The sequence below is a fragment of the Bradyrhizobium sp. SZCCHNS3016 genome (assembly GCF_032484535.1).
In the GTDB taxonomy this organism is placed as follows: domain Bacteria; phylum Pseudomonadota; class Alphaproteobacteria; order Rhizobiales; family Xanthobacteraceae; genus Bradyrhizobium.
Genome location: NZ_JAUETE010000001.1, coordinates 434,120 through 454,904, shown reverse-complemented (window position 1 = coordinate 454,904; position 20,785 = coordinate 434,120). Strand labels below are relative to the sequence as shown.

The 20,785-nt window shown below is 66.4% G+C and carries 21 protein-coding genes; 13 read left to right on the top strand and 8 right to left on the bottom strand.

All coding sequences use genetic code 11. The features are described from left to right. The gene (locus tag QW881_RS02100) at positions 1-1,500 is read right to left on the bottom strand and encodes an amidase (RefSeq protein WP_315755113.1); all 1,500 of its coding nucleotides are present in this window, start codon (positions 1,498-1,500) and stop codon (positions 1-3) included. 262 nt (positions 1,501-1,762) lie between these two features. Here QW881_RS02100 and QW881_RS02095 point away from each other — a divergent pair, with 262 nt between their 5' ends. Genes QW881_RS02095 through QW881_RS02080 form a run of 4 tightly spaced genes read left to right on the top strand, consistent with a single transcriptional unit; the run spans position 1,763 to position 4,834 of the window. Then, a complete protein-coding gene (locus tag QW881_RS02095) occupies positions 1,763-2,605 on the top strand; it encodes a roadblock/LC7 domain-containing protein (RefSeq protein WP_315755112.1) in 843 nt (280 codons plus the stop codon). Positions 2,606-2,665: 60 nt separating this feature from the next. Continuing rightward, complete coding sequence (locus tag QW881_RS02090) at positions 2,666-3,427, top strand: MBL fold metallo-hydrolase (protein WP_315736828.1); 762 nt, start codon at positions 2,666-2,668, stop codon at positions 3,425-3,427. Position 3,428: 1 nt separating this feature from the next. Continuing rightward, on the top strand, positions 3,429-4,193 hold the full coding sequence (locus QW881_RS02085) for an OmpA family protein (RefSeq protein ID WP_315755111.1): 765 nt from the start codon (positions 3,429-3,431) through the stop codon (positions 4,191-4,193). After that, complete coding sequence (locus QW881_RS02080; protein WP_315713402.1) at positions 4,190-4,834, top strand: hypothetical protein; 645 nt, start codon at positions 4,190-4,192, stop codon at positions 4,832-4,834. Before QW881_RS02085 ends, QW881_RS02080 begins: the two co-directional genes overlap by 4 nt. 84 nt (positions 4,835-4,918) lie before the next feature. Here the strand turns inward: QW881_RS02080 and QW881_RS02075 are convergent, their stop codons facing one another. Beyond that, entirely contained in the window at positions 4,919-5,092 is a 174-nt protein-coding gene (locus QW881_RS02075) for a DUF1328 domain-containing protein (protein WP_006614063.1), read from the bottom strand. A gap of 291 nt (positions 5,093-5,383) precedes the next feature. Between QW881_RS02075 and QW881_RS02070 the strand changes: the two genes are divergently transcribed. The 6 genes from QW881_RS02070 to QW881_RS02045 all read left to right on the top strand — a co-directional run bounded on the left by QW881_RS02070 (position 5,384) and on the right by QW881_RS02045 (position 11,645). Beyond that, complete coding sequence (locus QW881_RS02070) at positions 5,384-7,954, top strand: ATP-dependent helicase (protein ID WP_315755110.1); 2,571 nt, start codon at positions 5,384-5,386, stop codon at positions 7,952-7,954. 114 nt (positions 7,955-8,068) lie between these two features. Beyond that, entirely contained in the window at positions 8,069-8,485 is a 417-nt protein-coding gene (locus QW881_RS02065; RefSeq protein ID WP_315736821.1) for a hypothetical protein, read from the top strand. Further along, a complete protein-coding gene (locus tag QW881_RS02060) occupies positions 8,485-9,156 on the top strand; it encodes an OmpA family protein (RefSeq protein ID WP_315755109.1) in 672 nt (223 codons plus the stop codon). Before QW881_RS02065 ends, QW881_RS02060 begins: the two co-directional genes overlap by 1 nt. Before the next feature lie 244 nt (positions 9,157-9,400). Next, positions 9,401-9,952: an Mpo1-like protein gene (locus QW881_RS02055; protein ID WP_315755155.1), complete on the top strand. Its 552-nt coding sequence runs from the start codon at positions 9,401-9,403 to the stop codon at positions 9,950-9,952. Then, positions 9,952-10,980: an NAD-dependent epimerase/dehydratase family protein gene (locus QW881_RS02050; protein ID WP_315755108.1), complete on the top strand. Its 1,029-nt coding sequence runs from the start codon at positions 9,952-9,954 to the stop codon at positions 10,978-10,980. The genes QW881_RS02055 and QW881_RS02050 overlap by 1 nt, the downstream gene beginning before the upstream one ends. A 41-nt stretch (positions 10,981-11,021) precedes the next feature. Beyond that, the gene (locus QW881_RS02045; protein WP_315755106.1) at positions 11,022-11,645 is read left to right on the top strand and encodes an isoprenylcysteine carboxylmethyltransferase family protein; all 624 of its coding nucleotides are present in this window, start codon (positions 11,022-11,024) and stop codon (positions 11,643-11,645) included. 5 nt (positions 11,646-11,650) lie between these two features. Here QW881_RS02045 and QW881_RS02040 read toward each other — a convergent pair whose 3' ends face one another. Continuing rightward, positions 11,651-12,697: an alpha/beta fold hydrolase gene (locus QW881_RS02040; protein ID WP_315755105.1), complete on the bottom strand. Its 1,047-nt coding sequence runs from the start codon at positions 12,695-12,697 to the stop codon at positions 11,651-11,653. A 120-nt stretch (positions 12,698-12,817) separates the two neighbouring features. Then, complete coding sequence (locus tag QW881_RS02035) at positions 12,818-13,552, bottom strand: hypothetical protein (protein ID WP_315755103.1); 735 nt, start codon at positions 13,550-13,552, stop codon at positions 12,818-12,820. Between the two features lie 290 nt (positions 13,553-13,842). Here QW881_RS02035 and QW881_RS02030 point away from each other — a divergent pair, with 290 nt between their 5' ends. Further along, positions 13,843-14,763 (top strand): ABC transporter ATP-binding protein, encoded by a 921-nt coding sequence (locus QW881_RS02030; protein WP_315755102.1) that lies wholly within the window; start codon positions 13,843-13,845, stop codon positions 14,761-14,763. Beyond that, entirely contained in the window at positions 14,760-15,521 is a 762-nt protein-coding gene (locus tag QW881_RS02025; protein WP_315736810.1) for an ABC transporter permease, read from the top strand. Before QW881_RS02030 ends, QW881_RS02025 begins: the two co-directional genes overlap by 4 nt. 26 nt (positions 15,522-15,547) lie before the next feature. On the opposite strand, the gene QW881_RS02020 is transcribed toward QW881_RS02025, so the two are convergent. Next, on the bottom strand, positions 15,548-15,898 hold the full coding sequence (locus QW881_RS02020; RefSeq protein WP_315755101.1) for a hypothetical protein: 351 nt from the start codon (positions 15,896-15,898) through the stop codon (positions 15,548-15,550). A gap of 320 nt (positions 15,899-16,218) precedes the next feature. On the opposite strand from QW881_RS02020, the gene QW881_RS02015 reads away from it, so the two are divergent. Beyond that, a complete protein-coding gene (locus QW881_RS02015; protein ID WP_315755100.1) occupies positions 16,219-17,007 on the top strand; it encodes a L,D-transpeptidase in 789 nt (262 codons plus the stop codon). 53 nt (positions 17,008-17,060) lie between these two features. Here the strand turns inward: QW881_RS02015 and QW881_RS02010 are convergent, their stop codons facing one another. Genes QW881_RS02010 through QW881_RS02000 form a run of 3 tightly spaced genes read right to left on the bottom strand, consistent with a single transcriptional unit; the run spans position 17,061 to position 20,568 of the window. Then, positions 17,061-18,086: an ABC transporter permease gene (locus QW881_RS02010; RefSeq protein WP_315755099.1), complete on the bottom strand. Its 1,026-nt coding sequence runs from the start codon at positions 18,084-18,086 to the stop codon at positions 17,061-17,063. Positions 18,087-18,098: 12 nt separating this feature from the next. After that, complete coding sequence (locus QW881_RS02005; RefSeq protein ID WP_315755098.1) at positions 18,099-19,601, bottom strand: sugar ABC transporter ATP-binding protein; 1,503 nt, start codon at positions 19,599-19,601, stop codon at positions 18,099-18,101. Between the two features lie 13 nt (positions 19,602-19,614). Further along, entirely contained in the window at positions 19,615-20,568 is a 954-nt protein-coding gene (locus QW881_RS02000) for a sugar-binding protein (protein WP_316178606.1), read from the bottom strand. Positions 20,569-20,785 lie beyond the last annotated feature (217 nt).

Genomic DNA, 20,785 nt, shown 5'->3' with positions numbered 1-20,785 from the left:
TCAGCTCTGCACCACCCAGTCGGGCAAGCGGTCGAACCAGGGCTGCACCTGCTCGAGCTGGCGGGCAAGTTGCAACAGCCGTGTCTCGTCGCCGAGCCGGCCCGTGAACTGCACGCCGAGCGGCAGGCCGTCGGCGGTCCAGTGCAGCGGCACGCTCATCGCCGGCGTGCCCGTGAGATTGGCGAGCTGCGTGAACGGGACGTATTGCAGGCTGTCGCGGGCGATCTTGTCGATCATGCCGTCGAGCACGCCCCAGCGCGTCAACAGCCCGAGCAGGCCGATGCGGTCGAGCATGTCGAGCAAGGTCTGCTCGGCGGTCGAGGGATCGCCCTGGCCGTGCCGGATCGGCGGATGCGCGAGCGTCGGCGTCAGCAGCAGATCGTAGCACAGATGGAAGCGGGCAAGCGCGCGCGCGAAGCCGTTCCATTTCAGCAGCTGCGCGGTCAGCGCGCCCGCCGAGATCGCGCCGCCCAGCGTCGACAGCACCCGCGTCAGCAGCTCGAACTCCTCGCGCTTCGCGCCCTTGCCGCGCGCATCGGCCACCAGCGCCGCGACCTGGCCGAAATAGATGTGCAGGAACGAGGTCGCGAGCGCGGCGCCGTCGATGTCAGGGGTGGCCTCCTCGACCTCGTGACCGAGGCCCTGCAGCAGCTTCACCGCGTTGTCGACCGCGAGCTTCGCTTCGGCATGCACCTCCGTGCCGATCGGCGACGCCGTCGTGTAGCCGATGCGCAGGCGGCCGGGATCGTGGGCAACCGCATTGGCGTAGACCACGCCGGGCTCGGCGGTGAGAAAAGGATCGCCCGGCTCACTGCCCGCGATGACGTCGAGCGCGAGCGCGGTGTCGCGCACGCTGCGCGAGAGCACGCCTTCACAGGAGGCGCCGAACCAGTACTCGCCGAAGCCCGGGCCCGACGAGACCAGGCCGCGCGACGGCTTCAGCCCGAACAGGCCACAGCAGGCGGCGGGAATGCGGATCGAACCGCCGCCGTCATTGCCGGCGGCCATCGGCACGACGCCCGAAGCGACCGCCGCCGCAGCGCCGCCGCTGGAGCCGCCCGGCGTGTGTGCGGGATTCCAGGGGTTGCTGACGCGGCCGAAGGCGCGGGAGTCGCTGACGCCCTTCAGCGCGAGCTCCGGCAGGTTGGTCTTGCCGAAGATCACGAGGCCGGCTTCGAGATACCGCCTGACGACCGAGGCATGCTCGCCGGCGACGAAACCGGACAGCGCCTTGCTGCCATAGGCCGTCGGAAGGCCCGCATAGTCCTGGGCGCAGTCCTTGATCAGGAACGGCACGCCGGTGAGCGGGCCGTTGGCAGGCTTGGCGAGCTGCGCACGGGCCTCGCGCTCCATCAGCCTGCAGACGGCGTTGGTCCTCGGCTGGGCCCGCTCGTGCTGCGCCAGCGCGAGCTGCAGCAGCTCCGCCGCATTGGTCTCGCCGCCCTTCACCGCGGCGGCAAGCGCCGTCGCATCGCGCCGCACATAGTCCCGGACGTTCACATTGCCCTCCCCCGTACTGCAATTCGCCGCCGTCATCGTAGCTGATTCTGGTTGCAACAGAGGCGCAGTTGCGCCGAACGCGGCATCAATCGGGCGCAACGGCGGCAATCGTGGCGGCACGATGGTCGACCTCGGTCGACCTGACGGCCGGATTGCGCAGCTTGGTCCCGAATTTAGTTAATTTGATTCAGATCATTCGTCGCGTCTCTTGTGCCGACCTAACCTTACGCATCGTTAGTTGCGTAGAGTTGACGAGAGAGCGATGGGACGCCTCGCAAGCCTGCTGAGCCGAGCGCACGGTCCGCATGAGGATGCGGCAGCCGTTCCTGTGACCACCGCCGACTACTTCATCCTGCTGTCGCGCGCGATGGAGAGCCTGCCGGATTCCTCCCCCGAGCGCCGCGCCGAAGTCTACCAGTCGGCACGCCAGGCGCTGGTGACCCAGTTGCAGGCGATGGATCCGCCGGTCTCGCGCTCACGCATCAAGGCCGAGCAGCGCGCGCTCGACGATGCGGTTGATACGATCGAAACGCGCGCGCTGACGGCGCCGGACGGCAGTCCGGAACAAACGACGACGTTGGTCCCGGATGACCCGCTGCATCCCTCCTCCTCCTTTACTGCACACCCCGACATTCCGACCGCTTCCGTTTCAACAGCTCAAGATGACACCCAGGATCCCGCCATGGCTCAAAGTCAGTTTCATTCCAAGTTTGCCCCGCGCGCCGTCGAGGAGAAGCCGATGTCACGACTCGATGAAATCAACCGGGTGCTGCGCAAGCTGCAGAGCGACTCGTTCGGGGTCGAGGCCTGCGCGCTGATCTCGGAGGACGGGCTGATGATCGCGAGCGTGCTCGCGGCCGACATGGAGGAGACGCGGGTCGCCGGCATGACCGCGACCTTGCTGTCGCTCGGCGGCCGCGCCGCCATGGAGCTCGGCCGCAGCCATCTGCAGGAGGTCATCATCCGCGGCGAGTCCGGCTATGCCGTACTGGTCAGCGCCGGCCGCGGCGCGCTGCTGCTCGCGCTCACCAACGAGAACAGCAAGCTCGGGCTCACCTTCTTCGACATGCGCGAAGCCGTCCGGTCGCTGCAGAAGGTGCTGTAGCGCACCGTCGTCCAATGAGCCGGCGCGCGGCGACGACGCGGCGCCGACGGGAGTAGTTTCATGGCCAATACCGTCCTCTATGACGACGGCGTTCACAAGAACATCCTGCTGGAGGATTTCGGCGCCGGCGATCTCGCGGTGCAGGCGAACCAGCATCTCATCATCCACGACCGCGTCGGCATGCTGCTCGATCCCGGCGGCCACAAGGTCTATTCGAGGGTGCTCAGCGAGACCTTCAGCCAGCTCTCGGGCGGGCGGCTGAAATATCTGTTTCTGTCGCACCAGGACCCCGACATCGTCGCGGCGATCAACGGCTGGCTGATGACGACCGATGCCGACGCCTACATCTCCGAGCTATGGACCCGCTTCGTGCCGCATTTCGGCTTCGACCACATCGTCGCCCACCGACTGAAGCCGATTCCCGACGAGGGCATGGTGTTCGATCTCGCAGGCAGCAGGCTCTACGCGCTGCCGGCGCACTTCCTGCACAGCGAGGGCAATTTCCAGCTCTACGATCCGATCTCGAAGATCCTCTACAGCGGCGACCTCGGCGCCTCGATCGGCGTCGACTACACCGTCGTGCGTGACTTCAAGGCGCATACGCGCTTCATGGAAGGCTTTCACCGGCGCTACATGGTCTCCAACCGCGTCATGAAGGCGTGGGCGCAGATGGTCAGCACGCTCGACATCGAGATCATCGCCCCGCAGCACGGCGCGCTGTTTCCGGATGCGACGATGTCGCGCCAGTTCATCGCGTGGTGCGCGGGGCTCGAATGCGGCATCGACCTGATCACGCCGAAATTCAAGGTGCCTGTGGGCTGACATGCTGGCGCCTTCCCCGAACTCCGTTCCGCCGTCGCCCGCAATGCGCGTCGATGCGTGCGCCGTGGCCGGCGAGGAGGCACCGGTCTGGCTCGCCGCGGCCTTCGCCGTCGCCGGCACCCTGATCGCCGTCATGTCCGCAGCGCTCTGGCAGCAAGGCACCGCCACGCCGCCGACCGCGACGGCCGCAATGCCGGTGACGGCCGTGCCGCAGCGCGACGACCGCATTGCCGACGCGGCGCCCAAGCGACGGGAGGCGCGGATCGTCGAACCGGCGCCGATCATCGCGCCGCCGACGCCGCCCGCAATCGCTCCCGTCGTGATCGCGCCACCAACTCCGCCAGTCGCCCCGGCAGCGCCCCCGGAGCCCCAGAGCACCGCGAAGGTCTCCGCCGAGTGCTTCGCCCCGCTGGCGGTCGGCTTCGAGCGCGGCAGCGCGCGACCGAACCCTGCCGACATGAAGCGGTCGCTGGCGATCCTGCAACGCGCGCTCGCGCGCCACGGTGAGGCGACCATCATCATCGAGGGCCATACCGACGCCAGCGGCACCGAGGATCTGAACGTGCTGCTGAGCTATTCGCGCGCCAAGGAGATCGCGGCCCAGTTGAAGCGCGAGGGGCTCTCCGCGCAGCGGATGTCGGTGCGCGCGGCCGGCGCCGGCGAGGCGCGCGGCGATGCCCAGGCGGTCGCGGGCGACCGCAAGGCCGTGCTGCGCATTGCGGGCGTCGACGATTGCAGTCAACTCACAGCGACGAAGCGACCATGACGATCTATGCCATCGTGAGCGGCCTCGGCGCCGCCATTCTGCTGCTCACCTCGGGCTATTTGTTCGGCGCCCGCCAGGGCGCGCTGTCCCGCGAGCTGTTGCGGCGGCAGGTGCAAATGCAGGCGGCCAGCCTCGACCAGTTGCAGGAGCAGAGCAGCCACGACGCCATCGAGCGGGAGACCAGCCTGCGCAGCGCGATCGAGGACGTGCTGGCGCCGCTGGTCGAGCGTGAGCGCATCTCGCTGGATCTGGCGCAGCTCGCGAGCCGGCCCGGCCGGCGCCGCGAGCTGGTGCCGCTGCTCGACCGCATCGCCGAAGTCGGCCGCTTCCAGACCGTGCTGCTCACCAACGAGGAAGGCCTGCCGCTTGCGGCCAATACGACTGCCCACCGCACCGAGCAGCTTGCGGCAGCGGCGACGCGGCTTGCGCTGGTGGCGGAGAAGATCGCCGACGAGACCCACATCGCGCCGTTGTCGGTGATGCTGCGCGACGCCTCCGAGGCGACGACGCTGTGCCGGATCTTCCGCGTGCAGGACCAGACGCTCACTCTGACTGCGCTCTCCAACGATACGCGCCTCGCCTCTGTTGCGCTCGATCCCGCGCTCGCCAAGGTGCAGGTCGCGCTGACTGCGCCGGCCTGACACCTCCCCAAAACGCAAAGGGCGCAGCACCCTCTTGCGAGGCACTGCGCCCTTCGCCGACCTCATTGTCAGGGATGAGGCCGACTACACGCGGCTGCGGCCGCGGGCGAGGCCCACGACGGCCGACACCAGAAACAGCACGATGGCGATGAAGAAGATGATCTTGGCGATCTCGATCGACGCACCGGCGATGCCGCCGAAGCCGAGGATGCCGGCGATCAATGCGATAACCAGGAAGGTGACAACCCAGCCTAACATGACACGACCTCTGTCTCTCGATTGCGGTTCAAAGCGACGCGGAGCTTGCGCCGTTGCCAGGACAATCGTGGCTCGGAACAAGGGTTCCGGGCGCGCGGGCCGCTAAAAATTCGCGATTTGCCGGAACAAACGCCCATCGAAGCTGGAGCGGCGTCCGTCTGCCCCGAATTAGGGCTGTAAAATGCCCCCGCCGGCCCCATATAGCCGTCAATCCCTGCTATGAGGGCTCCTTCCTGCAGACCTCGTGATGCCGTCGTATGATGCCATCAGAGGGACGAGACTGATTCGCTGATGACCGAGCCCAACCGCGTGAGCCCTTTTCCTGCGCCCGACCACCAGCCCGTCGCCGGCGGCATTGCCGCGCGCGCCCGCGCCGCCGCGACCGGTGGGGCGCGCTATCTGGCGGGCCTCAATCCGGAGCAGCGCGAAGCGGTCGAGACGCTCGATGGTCCCGTGCTGGTGCTCGCCGGCGCAGGCACCGGCAAGACCCGGGTGCTGACGACGCGCATCGCGCATATCCTGAGCCAGGGCCGCGCACGGCCGAGCGAGATCCTGTCGGTGACCTTCACCAACAAGGCCGCGCGCGAGATGAAGACGCGGCTTGCCGAGATGCTCGGACAGGCGGTCGAGGGCATGCCGTGGCTCGGCACTTTCCACTCGATCTCCGGCCGCATCCTGCGCAGCCATGCCGAGCTGGTGCAGCTCAAGTCCAACTTCACCGTGCTCGACGTCGACGACCAGATCCGCCTGCTCAAGCAGTTGCTGCAGGCCGAGAACGTCGACGACAAGCGCTGGCCGGCGCGCATGCTGGCCGGCCTGATCGACGGCTGGAAGAACCGCGGCCTGGCGCCGTCCCAGGTGCCTTCGGGCGAGGCCGCCGTGTTCGCCAACGGCAAGGGCGGCAAGCTCTATGCGAGCTATCAGGAACGGCTGAAGATCCTCAACGCCGCCGATTTCGGCGACCTGCTGCTGGAGAGCATCCGGCTGTTCCGCGAGAACCCGGACGTGCTGCGGCAATATCAGAGCCGGTTCAAGTTCATCCTGGTCGACGAGTATCAGGACACCAACGTCGCGCAATATCTGTGGCTGCGGCTGCTGTCGCAGGCGCCGTCGTCCCCTGGTTCGTCATTGCCGGGCTCGACCCGGCAATCCATCGCGTCTTCGGAAGAAGATGGATCACCGGGTCACGACGCTGCGCGTCGGCCCGGTGATGACGAGACGGGTGTTGCTGCGCCCAGCCCCGCGTCTCCTCCCAAAAACATTTGCTGCGTCGGCGACGACGATCAGTCGATCTATGGCTGGCGCGGCGCCGAGGTCGACAACATCCTGCGCTTCGAGCACGACTTCCCCGGCGCCAAGGTCATTCGCCTGGAGCGCAACTACCGCTCCACGGGGCACATCCTCGCCGCCGCCTCGCATCTGATCACGCACAACGAAGGCCGGCTCGGCAAGACGCTGCACACCGAGGACGTCGAGGGCGAGAAGGTCACCGTCACTGGCGCCTGGGATTCCGAGGAGGAAGCGCGGGGCATCGGCGAGGAGATCGAGGAGCTGCAGCGCCAGGGCGAGCATCTCAACGACATCGCGATCCTGGTGCGCGCCTCCTACCAGATGCGCGAGTTCGAGGACCGCTTCGTCACGCTCGGCCTGCCCTATCGCGTCATCGGCGGTCCGCGCTTCTACGAGCGCGCCGAGATCCGCGATGCGCTGGCTTACTTGCGCGTCATCAACTCGCCGGCCGACGATCTCGCCTTCGAGCGCATCGTCAACGTGCCCAAGCGCGGGCTCGGCGACGCCACCGTGCAGATGCTGCACGACCACGCGCGCAAGCGCCGCATCCCGCTGTTCGAGGCGGCGCGCGCGGTGGTCGAGACCGACGAGCTGAAGCCGAAGGCACGCGGCTCGCTGCGCGGGCTGATCCTGCAGTTCGAGCGCTGGCGCGCCCAGCGCGAGGTCACGTCGCACACCGAGCTCGCCGAGATCGTGCTCGACGAGAGCGGCTACACCGAGATGTGGCAGAAGGACCGCTCGGCCGATGCGGCCGGGCGACTGGACAACCTCAAGGAACTCGTCCGCTCGATGGAGGAGTTCGAGAACCTGCACGGCTTCCTCGAGCACATCTCGCTGGTGATGGACCGCGAGGGCGCCGCCGACGAGGAAGCGGTGTCGCTGATGACCTTGCACTCGGCCAAGGGGCTGGAGTTCGACAACGTGTTCCTGCCGGGCTGGGAGGAAGGGCTATTCCCGAGCCAGCGCACGCTCGACGAGCAGGGCCGCGCCGGGCTGGAAGAGGAGCGCCGCCTCGCCCATGTCGGCCTGACCCGCGCGCGGCGTCGCGCCAAGATCTATTTCGCCACGAATCGCCGCATCCACGGCACCTGGACCACCACGATCCCGTCGCGCTTTCTCGACGAGCTGCCCGCGGCGAGCGTCGAGATCACCGAATCGAAGGGGGGCTCGGGCTGGGGCGGTGCGGGCGGCTACGGCCCGTCGCGCTTCGACAACGTGGAATCGTTCGGATCGAGCTATTCCACGCCGGGCTGGCAGCGCGCGCAGGCACGTCGGCCGGGCGCAGCGCGCGGTTCGTCGGAGGGCGGCTTCAAGGAAGAGCCATCGCCGTTCTCGGGCCGTGATCCGTTCGGCGGTCATTTCGGCCGCGGCAAGCGCGGACCGATGACCATCGAGGGCGAGCTGGTGGCGAAATCCACCGGCACGACGTCGGAATTCACGCTCGACGACCGCGTCTTCCATCAGAAGTTCGGCTATGGCCGCGTCGTCAAGATCGACGGCAACAAGCTGACCATCGCCTTCGACAAGGCCGGCGAGAAGCACGTCGTCGACAGCTTCGTCCAGCGGGCGTGATCTGGCGCGACGGCCGCGCCGCCGGGCGGCCGTTGCCGCGCGTCGCAATCGAGCTTCACACTTCGCCGTTGTTTGGCCTTGACCATGGCAGCGTGCATCGTATGAGATGCAATCATGGTCCGAGGATACATTCTGTTGAGTGTTGCGGTCGCGCTGTGTGTGCCCTCGCTGGCGGCGGCGCAGACGATGAGCTTTGGCGACTCCGCGGGGCTGATCGCGTCCAGTTGCGGCGCTGACATCACCGCCAATTGCCGCGGCGTCAACCTCGACTCCAACCGGCTCAAGGAATGCCTGTCGCGCAACCAGGACGTGGTCTCCGCGCAGTGCAAGGCGACCTATTTCAAGGCGTTCGAGGCGATCCAGAAGCGCATCGCCGCGCGGGTCACGGTCGCCAATGCCTGCCAACGCGAGATCGTCAAGCTGTGCGGCGGCTCCACGAAGGAGACCAGCAAATCGATCCCGTGCCTGATGACGACCAACGGTGTGAGCGCGCGGTGTCAGCAGGCGATGGGCGAAGCGGGGTATCGCTGATGCGGCGGGCAGCGAGATCACTGCTGTCAGGGCTGATCGCGGCTTCGCTGGCGGCCGCGAGCGCGCCCGTATGGTCGCAGGAGGTGAGTCGCGAGGACATCGTGCGCCAGCTCGGCCGCTTCGAAACCGCGCCCACGCTGGATCTGCCGGCGCTGAAGCAGCAGACCCAGGAGCGCTCCAGGATGCGCGGGCGCAACGAGCCGCCGCCGCAGAAGCGTCCGCCGATCGCGCCGGAGCTGATGAATCTGCCGGCCTTGAACGTCGACATCCAATTCGACGTGGACACGCCGATCGTGCGTCCGGAATCGTATCAGACCGTCGGGCGGATCGCCGATGCGATGGTGTATTCCGACCTCCTACCCTACACGTTCCTGATCGTCGGCCATGTCGAAGCCAACGGCAAGCGCGAGTCGAACGTCATCCTGAGCCAGCGCCGCGCCGACGCGATCCGCGACATCCTGGCGAACACCTTCAAGATCTCGGTCAAGCGGCTGCAGTCGATCGGACTTGGCGAGGAGCAGTTGCTCGACCCGTCCAAGCCGACCGCTGCCGTCAATCAGCAGATCCAGATCATCCCGATCGCAAGAACCGTCGAAGAGGCCGCAGCGCCGCCTCCGCCCCCTGCTCCGGCGACGCCCAGCAGGCAGGGCCCCCGCAAGCATCGCAATTGATGCAATTGGGCCCTGCGCGGAGGCCATGAACCCGGAGCGCTGCCGGTGCGACTGTTGTTTCAGCAGGTTGCCGATGCGCTCTCCGGCCGGCGCGAATGGAACCCGTTTTCAAGTCGGCGCTCTGCCCGGCGATGCGGCCGGGCCGCGATTGCCGGGTTTGTCGATGCAGCCGCTTGATGGTATAGCCCCATCTTTGCGGCCGTCGATTGAGCGGCGGTCGATCTCATTGACGAGCGAGCCAGCCATGAACGCCATGTTCCGACGCCAGATGGTCGACTACGTCGAATATCATCGCGATCCGCGCAACGGCCTGATGCATGTGTTCGGGATCATCCTGTTGTTCATGGGCGCCGTGTTGCCCCTGAGCTTGTGGCATTTCGACGCGTTCGGCATCCGGATCGGCCTCGGCGCCGTGCTGGCACTGCCCGTCCTGCTTTACTGGCTGCTGCTCGATGCCGCACTCGGGGCCGGCATCCTGGCCTTCGCCGTGCTGTTCCTTGCTGCAGCCATGATGATCGCTGATCACGTCCATGGTGTCGCCTTCTGGGCGCTGTTTGCCGCGCTCATCATCTTCGGCTTCGTCTCGCAGACCGTGGGGCACAAGGTGTTCGAGCGCAACAATCCGTCTCTGCTGGATCATCCGGCGCATCTCTTTCTCGGTCCGATGTTCGTGATGGCGAAATTGTATATGGCGTTGGGTCTGCGGCCTTCGGTGGCCGACCTCATCGCGCCGAACTGGTCGCCGGATCGGCTCGCATCGGACCGGCTTCAAGGCGATCAGCACCCGCGTCCCTAATGAAAGTCCTCGTCACCGGCGGCAGCGGTTTCATCGGCCATCACCTCGTCTCTGCGCTCGCGACGCGGGGCGCCGAGGTGCGTGTGCTCGATATTCGCTGCCCCAGCCACATGATCGCTGACGTCGAGTACATCGAAGGCTCGGTGCTCGATGCGGGCCTGGTGAAGCAGGCGGTCGCCGGCGTCGATCAGGTCTATCATCTGGCCGGACTGCCCGGCATGTGGATGCCGGACCGCGAGGACTTCTATCGCGTCAACTGCATCGGCACGGAAACGGTGCTGGCGGCCGCGCGTGCCGGCCGGGTGCGCCGGTTCCTGCACTGCTCGACGGAATCCATCCTGTTCGACTATCCGGGCTCGATCGGCGCCGCATCGGCGCCGACCGCACCGCCGGCCGAGGCTATGCCGGGCGCCTATACGCGTTCCAAGGCGCTGGCGGAGGCCCGCGCCATGGCGGCCGCCGCGGACGGCTTCCCCGTCGTGGTGGGCACGCCGACAATGCCGATCGGGTCGCACGACAGCAATCTGACACCACCGTCGCAGATGCTGCGGCACTTCCTGGACAGCCGGGTCCAGCTCTATCTCGACTTCATCGTCAACCTGGTCGACGTTCGCGACGTCGCGGCGGGCCTGATCCTGGCCATGGAGCGCGGCAAGGTCGGCGGCCGCTACGTGTTCGGCGGCGAGAGCCTGCGCCTCAGCCGCATCCTCGATCTGATGGCGGCGATCAGCGGCCGCAAGCATGTCGCGGTCGCCGTGCCCGGCCGGCTGGCCGAGCTGTCGGCGGGCATGCTCGAATTCGTCTCCGATCACCTCACCAAGCGCTGCCCGTCCGGCACCGCCGAGGGGGTGCGGATCGCCCGCGCGGCCTCGGATCTGTCGATCGACGACAGGGCCAAGCGCGAGCTCGGCTACGTCCCGCGCCCGATCGAGCCGACCTTGCGCGAGACGATCGTCTTTCTGCTCGATTCCGAGCCGGGAAAGCGGCTCCACGACAAACAACGCCCTTTTCGCACCGCGGCCGAATAGCTAAGAGCAGCCGGTCCCAGGTCTCATAACGGTTCCAAGACATGTCCGGCGATGCCAGCCCCATCTCGTCGTTTGCGTTCAGCGGATGGACCACCACCTGGCCCACTTCGCTGCTGGCCATCATCTGGCTGATCTGGCTCGCGAGCTGGGTCGGCGCCTCGTTCTGGTCGGGGCAGACCCGCAAGCATGTGACGGTGATCAAGACCAGCCGCTATCACGCGCTGATCGTGCTCGGCGGCATCCTGTTCACGCCGTGGACCTCGCGCCTGCTCGGCGAGAAGCCGTTCTGGAATCCCGGCGAGACCGGCGTCTACCTGCTGACCGTCGTGACCCTGGCCGGCATCGCCTTCACCTGGTGGGCGCGCATCCACCTCGGCCGCTTCTGGTCCAACGCGATCACCCACAAGGAAGGCCACAAGGTGATCGATACCGGCCCCTACGGCATGGTCCGTCACCCCATCTATACCGGGCTGATCCTCGGCATGATCGCCACCGGCATCGCGGTGGGCACGGTGACCGCCGTGCTCGGCGCCGTCCTGATCTCGCTTGGGATGGCCTGGAAGGCGAAGATGGAAGAGGTCTTCCTCGCTCAGGAGCTCGGGCCGGATTACGTCACCTACCGGCAGCGCGTGCCGATGATCATTCCGTTCCTGCCGCCGGGCTGAAGCGCTCAGCGCCTGACCTGGGCTTCTGACGGCAGCTGCGGCGGCTGGCTTGCCACCTGCGGCAGCAGATGGCGCGGCAGGATGATGCGCTGGCCGGGGATCAGCGGCTGGGCGGCGAGGCCGCGATTGGACTGCTGCAGCGCCCAGAGCGGAACGCGATAATTGGTGGCGATCTGGTCCAGGGTCTCGCCCGGCCGCACTGCCAGTGCAGTGCCGCTGTCCCACAACTCCACGGAGGCTTTCGGCGGCACCAAGTAGCGCAGCGGCACCGGGTCGGCCTCGGCAGTGGCCGAGGTCTGCGACAACTGGCTGATCATGGTGACCAATTGGGCGTGCACGTCCTCCATCTTGTCGATGTTGATGTGCGTGACCTCGTCATGATCCTTCATGTCGAAGCTCGCATAATGACCGCGAAAGCCGGGCTCGGGCTTGACGTCGCCGCCGCCGAGAATGTTGTCGGACAGGAACAGGTTGATGAAGCGATGCACGTTGGGCGGCACACTCTTGGTCGCATGCGCCGGATCGACGGTGACGACGAGGGCAACCGGGATGTTCTGCTCCTGCAGCGTGATCGCGATGCGGACGCTGCACAGCCCGCCCATCGAATGGCCAATCAGCACGATCGGGCCCGGCTCCTGGCGGTAGTTCTTGGCCACCTGGAGCGCGATCAGGTCGCACAGCGTGAATTCATAGACACTGGCCCGGTAGCCGGCCTGCTCGATCTTTTCGGCCAGACGGTCCATCCCGGTCGAGAACAGCGGCCCGAGCGCGCCGCGGAACAGGTACACCCGCGGCGGCGGCAGCGGCTGGCTGATCTCGGGCGGCGCGGTGGGTACGGCGCGGATCGCCGCGGGGGTTGCTGCCGGGGATGCCTTGGCTGATCTGGTCGGCGCGGGGGCGGAAGCAGCGCCGGGCTGGGCGGCCTGCGAGATGCTCGGGGCGGCAAGCCCGGCAAGGAGAGGTGCGGTGACGAGGAACGCGAGCAGTCTCCTGCCGGCTGCCGCCTTGGCTGGGCCGAGCCACCGCCTCGCGATTCGCGCCACGCTGGTCATTCGCGCTCCCGGGAAAGCTCTCAAGCTCAGATCAAGCAGGGTCATCTCCCCCCTGCCATACCGCTTGTCGCCGCCGAATGGGAGCATTTTGGGGCGCGCGCCCAGTGGCGCGGCCGCCGATTACCGGTAACCGGTAACGTTGGCTGCGCGCTGCGGGGCGGCCATGCGGGTCGGCGGCGCCGCCGCCGGGCGGCCCCGACCGCCGAACACCACCGCGTCGATGGCGCCGATCACCTTCTGCTGCATGACCTGGTTCTTTTCGATCGTGACGTGGCCGACACCAGGAACCGACTGAACGTCGACATTCTCGAGCTTGCCGCGGAAGCCATCGTCACGGCGGACCGGCTCGCCAGCACCGCTGGCGATGTAGAAATTGATGTACCGCTCGGCGTTGCCGCCGACGAGCTTGGTCTTGAACACCGAGTCGAGCCCGATCGCGAGCTTCACGGGCACGCCGAGCTGGCCGAGCTTGTTGATCATGTCAGGCAGCGCCGTCGCGCCCGAGGAATGGCCCACCAGGATGATGGTCTTGATCCGGCCGGCGCGATAGGCGGCCGCCGCCTCGTCGGCGAGCGACGACCACGACACGAAATTGGCGACCGTGTTCGGAATGCCCTGCGAATCCAGCTTGGCGGCGATGTCGTCCAGCCCGAGCGAAAAGATGTTGAGCACGCCGCGCAGCAGATAGACATGCGTGGTGCTGGCGGCACTCGCGGCCGCCGGGCTCGGCGCCGCCCGGACCGATCCGGTGCCGAGCGGCAGAGCCAGCGCAACGGCCAGCGCCACCATGCCAAAGCAGCGCGCCGAGAGGCTGCGCTTGCAGGTGGGTCGAACGGTGCTGGCGCGTGGCGTCATCGGTCCTTCTCCGCAGCGGAAATGTCGAGACGGCGCGACCGTACCCAAGATGCTCGCGGACGCAACATCGTCGGACATTGCGGGGCGCGTTCCTCCCCCAGACGTGGCTGCGCAGCAACACTCACCGGCGTCGGCCACGGAAAAGCCCAACAAGCGACACGATCGAGAGCGGCGCGCGCGATTGCGGTAACGCACCGCCGTTCCTATCTGAGCGCTTCGCCCGCGCCTGCGCCCCCTCCTTCGCGCAGCTCCCTGCTCTTTTCGAATCCCCCGGATCGAATTCCCTCGTGATGCCTCCCGTCATTTCCGTTACCGGCCTGTCGAAGACCTATTCCTCGGGCTTCACCTCACTCAACAATGTCGATCTCGCGATCGAGCGGGGCGAAATCTTCGCGCTGCTCGGGCCCAACGGCGCCGGCAAGACGACGCTGATCAGCATCATCTGCGGCATCGTCAATGCGTCTACGGGCAAGGTCGCGGTCGGCGGCCACGACATCAACCGCGACTATCGCGCCGCCCGGGCGCTGATCGGGCTGGTGCCGCAGGAGCTGCACACCGATTCGTTCGAGACCGTATGGGCCACGGTCAGCTTCAGCCGCGGACTGTTCGGCAAGCCGAACAACCCTGCCCTGATCGAGAAGATCCTCAAGGACCTGTCGCTCTGGGACAAGAAAGACGCCAAGATCATCACGCTGTCCGGCGGCATGAAGCGCCGCGTGATGATCGCGAAAGCGCTGTCGCACGAGCCGCAGGTGCTGTTCCTGGACGAGCCGACCGCGGGCGTCGACGTCGAACTGCGCAAGGGCATGTGGGACGTCGTGCGCGAGCTCAAGGCCGCTGGCGTCACCATCATTCTCACCACGCACTATATCGAGGAAGCCGAGGAGATGGCCGATCGCGTCGGCGTCATCAACAAGGGCGAGATCGTCCTGGTCGAGGACAAGGCCAAGCTGATGGCGAAGCTCGGCCGGAAGCGGCTGAGCCTGCATCTGCAGCACCGGATCGAGGCCGTCCCCGAGGCGCTCGCGCCCTATGATCTCGCGCTGTCGGACGACGGCTGGCGGCTCGCCTATGACTACGATACCAAGGGCGAGCGCACCGGCATCACCAGCCTGCTCGGCGATCTCAGGACCGCCGGCATTCGCTTCGTCGATCTCGAGACCAAGCAATCATCCCTGGAAGACATCTTCGTGAGCCTGGTGCGGCAATGAATTTTCGCGCGGTCGCGGCAATCTACAAGTTCGAAATGGCACGCACCTGGCGCACGCTGCTGCAGAGCATCGTGTCGCCCGTCGTGTCGACCTCACTCTACTTCGTCGTGTTCGGCGCCGCGATCGGCTCGCGCATCAGCCAGGTCGAGGGCGTCAGCTACGGCACCTTCATCGTGCCCGGCCTCGTGATGCTGTCGGTGCTGACCCAGAGCATCTCCAACGCCTCGTTCGGAATCTACTTCCCGAAATTCATCGGCACGATCTACGAGATCCTCTCGGCGCCGATCTCGCATTTCGAGATCGTGCTCGGCTATGTCGGCGCGGCCGCGACGAAATCCATCATTCTCGGGCTGATCATCCTCGCCACCGCCGGCCTGTTCGTACCGCTGCACATCCAGCACCCGGTGTGGATGCTGGCGTTCCTGGTGCTGACGGCCGTGACCTTCAGCCTGTTCGGCTTCATCATCGGCATCTGGGCCGACGGCTTCGAGAAGCTGCAGATGGTCCCGATGCTGGTGGTGACGCCGCTGACCTTCCTCGGCGGCAGCTTCTACTCGGTGAACATGCTGCCGCCGACATGGCATTCGATCGCGCTGCTCAACCCGGTGGTCTACCTGATCTCCGGCTTTCGCTGGAGCTTCTACGAGATCGCCGACGTCAGGGTGGAAATCAGCGTCGGCGTGACGCTGCTGTTCCTGGCGATCTGCATGGCGATCATCTGGTGGATCTTCAAGACCGGATACCGGCTCAAGCATTGAGCCGGCATCGGGGGCGGCGTTCCAGCTCAGCGGTAGCAGTGGAAGCGGCCGTAGCCATCGCGGTATCCCCGGCAGTGATAGTGCCGGTGGTAATAGGAGCGGTGTGGAATGCCGAGCACGCCCTCGACGGCGCCCACGGCTCCGCCGACACCCGCACCGACCGCGCCTCCGACGACGCCGCCGACCGGGCCTCCGATGCGGTTGCCTTCGTGGGCCCCTTCATGGGCGCCACGGATGATGCCCTGGGCATGGGCGAATTGCGGCAGCGCCAGCCAGGCCAGCGCCAGGATGACCAGCGCGAGCGCGGCGAGCAGATAGGTCAGCTTCTGCGGCGCGCGATCGTCGAGCACCGCCGTCTTGGCCTTCATTGTCAGCATTTTGAATCCTGGAAACCGCATGGAGGAATCCTTGAAACGCGGATGCGGCCAAAAAGTTGCGCGGTCGTGACGAATTGGACCGATTAGAGAGGTCCTAAGCGCCGGAATGAAAGGCCATCCGCGGGTCGCGAAAATGTCAGCGCCGATGAACGCCGGGGAGCCTTTGTCCGGTCCCTGCCCGCCATTAAGGTTGAGGGTGCCCTCGGCTGGAACAAAGCCCGCAATTCCGACATAGTGCAGGCCGAGGCGATGACCTGGGCGTTGTCGAAGTCCCGTTTGAGGTCTCTCCACAGTCGAGGGCCCTGGAGGCCAGAGGTTAGATGCGTACCATCCTTTTTGCAGTTGCCGGCTTCGCCTTTCTGTCGGCCACGCCAGCTCTGGCCAAGATCGACATCACCGTCGACAAGAACAACCAGATCATGACGGTCGCGGTCGATGGCGTCGAGCGCTACCGGTGGCCGGTCTCGACCGGCATTCCCTCGCGCGAAACGCCCAATGGCTCGTTCCGCGCATTCCGCATGGAAGCCGATCATTTTTCCAAGGAGTTCGACGACGCGCCGATGCCGCACTCGATCTTCTTCACCAAGGTCGGCCACGCCATTCACGGCACCGATTCGGAGGGCCGGCTCGGCACCCCCGCGTCTCACGGCTGCGTCCGGCTGTCGAAGGCGAATGCCACGACGCTCTACGACCTGGTGCAAAAGGACGGCGTGCTCAACACCACGGTGACCCTGACCGGCTCGGCCGAGGTGGCGCTGGCGCGCAATCCACGCCGCGGCACCGCTGTTGCCCGCCGCGACGTGCCGCAGCAGTATGACGACAGTGGCGAGCCGGTCGTGCTGACGCCGCAGCCACAGATGCTGCCGGGACGCCAGGTCGTTCCGCAGCAGCGGCCCGATGACGGCTACATCTATCCCGCCGACGGCAGCGACAACGGCGTGCGCTATCCGGCGCCGCGCGGCACGGCCCGGCGCGTCTACGACGCGCAGGCCTATCCGCAGCAGCAGCAGTACGATTACCAAAACGGCAATCCGAGCTATGCGCAGCCGCGCTATTACCAGCCGCGCTCTTATTATCAGCCGCGCGGCTACTACACCTATCAGGACTGATTGCGCATTGATCCTCGCGGCCGGGCGCTGTTACGCAGCGCATCGGCGCCTCCTCACTCGGCGTTGACCCGCTCGAGCGAGGCGGACGCGCGATCGGCGCTGGCCTGCCCGCGGGCCGTCGGCATGCGCGTGCGCCGCTGCACGAAATACTGATCGGCCAGCACGCCGATCAGGATCACCGTGCCCATCACGGCGAAATTGAGCGAGCTCGGGATGCCCAGCAGATTGACCAGGTTCTGCAGCATCTGCAGCAGGATCGTGCCGAGCACGACGCCGATGACCGAGCCCTCGCCGCCGCGCAGCGAACAGCCCCCGAGCACCGCCGCGGCGATCGCATAGAGCTCGTAGAACGAGCCGTGTACCGCCGGCGAGATCGAGCGGGTGTACATCGCGAGCAGGACCGCGGCCAGCGCTGTCAGCCCGCCGCAGATCACATAGGCCGCGATCGTGACCCGATCGGACCGGATGCCGGAGTAGCGCGCCGCCTCCTCGTTCTTGCCGACCGCGTAGAAATAACGGCCGTACACCGAGCGGTGCAGCACCAGCCAGGCGATGCCGGCCACGATGACGAGCGCCACGACGCTATGCGGCAGCGGAAAGCCGAGGACATCGGTGCGGCCGGCGGCCAGCCATTCCAGCGCCGGGAAGCTTGCGCCATAGCCGAAGCCGGCGGTGGCATCCTCGGTGTAGTAGCGCGCCGCGCCGCGATAGATCAGCAGCCCGCACAGGGTCACCACGAAGGGCTGGATGCGCATCTTGGTGACCAGCGTGCCATGGACCAAGCCGATGGCGATGCCGCCGGCGAGGATGAGGAACAAGGCGGCGATCCAGTCGACGTCCCGGTTGACGATGAGGTCGATGAACAGCACGCCGAGCAACGCGATCACCGAGCCGACGGCGAGCTCGATGCCGCCGACGATGATCACGAAGGCCTCCGCGATCGAGAAGATCCCGAACATGCCGACCTGGTTGGCGGTATTGGAGAGGTTGCCGACCAGCAGGAAGCGCGGGTTGATGAAGGCCACGACGGCGCCGACCACCAGGATCAGGATCAGCAGGCTGAGATCTTTCTTCTGCACGGGCGCCCTCGCTCAGACGGTATGGCCGACGGCGAGCTGAAGCACGTTGTGCTCGCTGAACTCGTTGCGGGCCAGGAAGCCCGAAATCATGCCTTCGTGCATTACGGCGATCCGGTCGCTCACCCCGATCACCTCCTCCATGTCGCTCGAGATCATCAGGATCGCGACTCCGGAATCCGCCAGACGCCGCAGCATGTCGTAGATCTCCTGCTTCGCGCCGACATCGATGCCCCGGGTCGGCTCGTCGAAGATCAGGACCTTTGGCCGCATCGACAGCCATTTGGCGAGCACGACCTTCTGCTGGTTGCCGCCGGACAAGGTGCCGACCGAGACCTTGACGTCGGACGCCCGGATATTGAGCCGTTCGCGCTGCCGATCGGCATTCTCGGTCTCACGCCTGATGTCGACAAGTCCAAAGCTGAGATAGGAGGCGAGATCCGGCAGCGAGATGTTCTCGGCGATCGACAGGTCGAGCAGCAGGCCGCAGGCCTTGCGGTCCTCCGGAATGAGATAGATGCCGCGATCGATCGCCGAGCGCGGCGTCGAGATGCGGATCGGCTCGCCCTCCAGGCTGATGCCCCCGGCCAGCAGCAGCTCGACGCCGAAGATGGCGCGCGCGAGTTCGGTGCGGCCGGAGCCGACGAGACCTGCAAGCCCGAGGATCTCGCCGCGCCGGAGCTGCAGGCTGACGGCCCGGTTGGGATAGGTCGCGGTCACGGCCTCCACCACGTCGAGCACGGCTTCGCCGGGCGGCGCGGCCGGCGGCACGTAGAGCGACCGCAGGTCCCGGCCTATCATCAGCCGGATCATCGCGGCAGGACTGAGCTCGTCTCGCGTCAGCGCGCCGACCATGCGGCCGTCGCGCAGCACGATGGCGCGATCGGCGCATTGCATGACTTCGTTCAGGCGATGCGTGATGAAGATGACGCTGACCCCGTCCGCCTTCAGGCCGGCGATGACCTGCATCAGCCGCTCGGTTTCCGACAGCGTCAGGCTGGAGGTCGGCTCGTCCATGATGACGCAGCGCGCGTCGAGCGACAAAGCCTTGATGATCTCGACCAGCTGGCGCTGCGCCAAGGACAGCTCGGCGAGCGGCGTATCCGGCTCGAAATCAGCGGCGAGGCGCGCGATCAGCGGACGCACCTTGGCCCGCAGCGTCTTGCGGTCGATCAGCCGCAGCGGGCCGCCATAGACCGGCTCGCGGCCGATGAAGACGTTGCCTGCGACATCGAGATTGTCGAACAGGTTCAGCTCCTGGTGGACGAAGGCGATGCCGGACGCCATCGCGTCCGCCACCGTGTAGCTGGTCCGCGCCACGCCATCGATCCGGATCGTGCCGCTGCTCGGCTCCACCACGCCGCCGAGCACGCGCATCAAGGTCGACTTGCCGGCGCCGTTCTCGCCGACCAGCGCGATCACCTCGCCGGGCGCGACCGACAGGCTGGCGTGGTCGAGCGCGACCACGCCAGGATAGGTCTTGCCGATGTCGATCAGCTCGAGGAAGGGCTCGCGCACGCCGGCCGTCGCGTCACTTCTTCAGCATCTGCTTCATCTGCGCCATGAAGTCGTCGACGTTGGACTTCTCGATCACCTTGCCGGGCACGATGATGATGCCGTTGGCCGGAACGCCGGACTTGTCGCCCTGCACGACCTTCGCCATCAGCTTCATGCCCTGATAGCCCCACTCGAACGGCTGCTGCACCACCGTGCCCTCGATCGCGCCGTCCTTCACGCCGCCGAGCGTGATCGGATCCTCGTCGAAGCCGATGACCTTGATCTTGCCGAGCTTGCCGGCCTCCTTCAGCACCTCGTAGATGCGCGGCGTGTTGTAGGAATAGAAGCCGACCAGGCAGCTGACGTCCGGCATCGCTGCCAGGATGTCCTCGACATTGCGCTTGGCCCGGGTCTGGTCGATCTCGTCGCCGCGTACGTCGACCAGTTCGACCTTCGATCCCTTGATGGTCGCCTTCACGCCTTCGATGCGCTCGCGGGCGTTGTCAGCCCCGAGCAGGCCGACGAAACCGACGCACTTGCCGCCATTCGGCAGTGCCTTCAGCATCAGCTTGCCGGCATCCTTGCCGAGCTCGGTATTGGAGGAGCCGATATAGGCGATGCGCTTCGATTGCGGAGCGTCGCTGTCGGTGGTGAAGAGCACCGTCTGTGCGGCAATCTTGTTGAGGTGCTCAGTCTGGTTCTTCGGATCGACGGCGCTCACCATGATTCCGGCGGCCCCGGCCGCGACGAGGTCATCCAGCATCCGCTGCTGCACGGCGGCTGCCGCCTGCTCGGGATATTTGAGCTGCAGGTTGTAATTGGGCAGCTCGCCTTGCGCCTTCTTGACGCCGGCTTCGGCGATCTTCCAGAAGTCGGACGCGCCGTTGACGACGAAGGCGAGGACCTTCTTGTCCGCGGCTCCCGCGGAGCCGAGACCGAGCGCCATCGACAACAAGGCAGACGCGCCGGCAATCCAAAGACGCTTCATTGAACCCCTCCCATGTGAAGCCGGCCTGCTTTGATGCGGCCGCCATTTTGTAGTCGAACGATATCTAGTCGCGAACAATCATCTCTCGTCCGAACCGCTGGCTCCGCCCGGACGAACAGCACCTCGATCTGGACAGCGTCCGCACGATCGTTCGCTCAGGGCGAGACGACCAGACCGGTCCCTCACCGCTCAGTTTGCGATCCAGCTCGACTGCGCG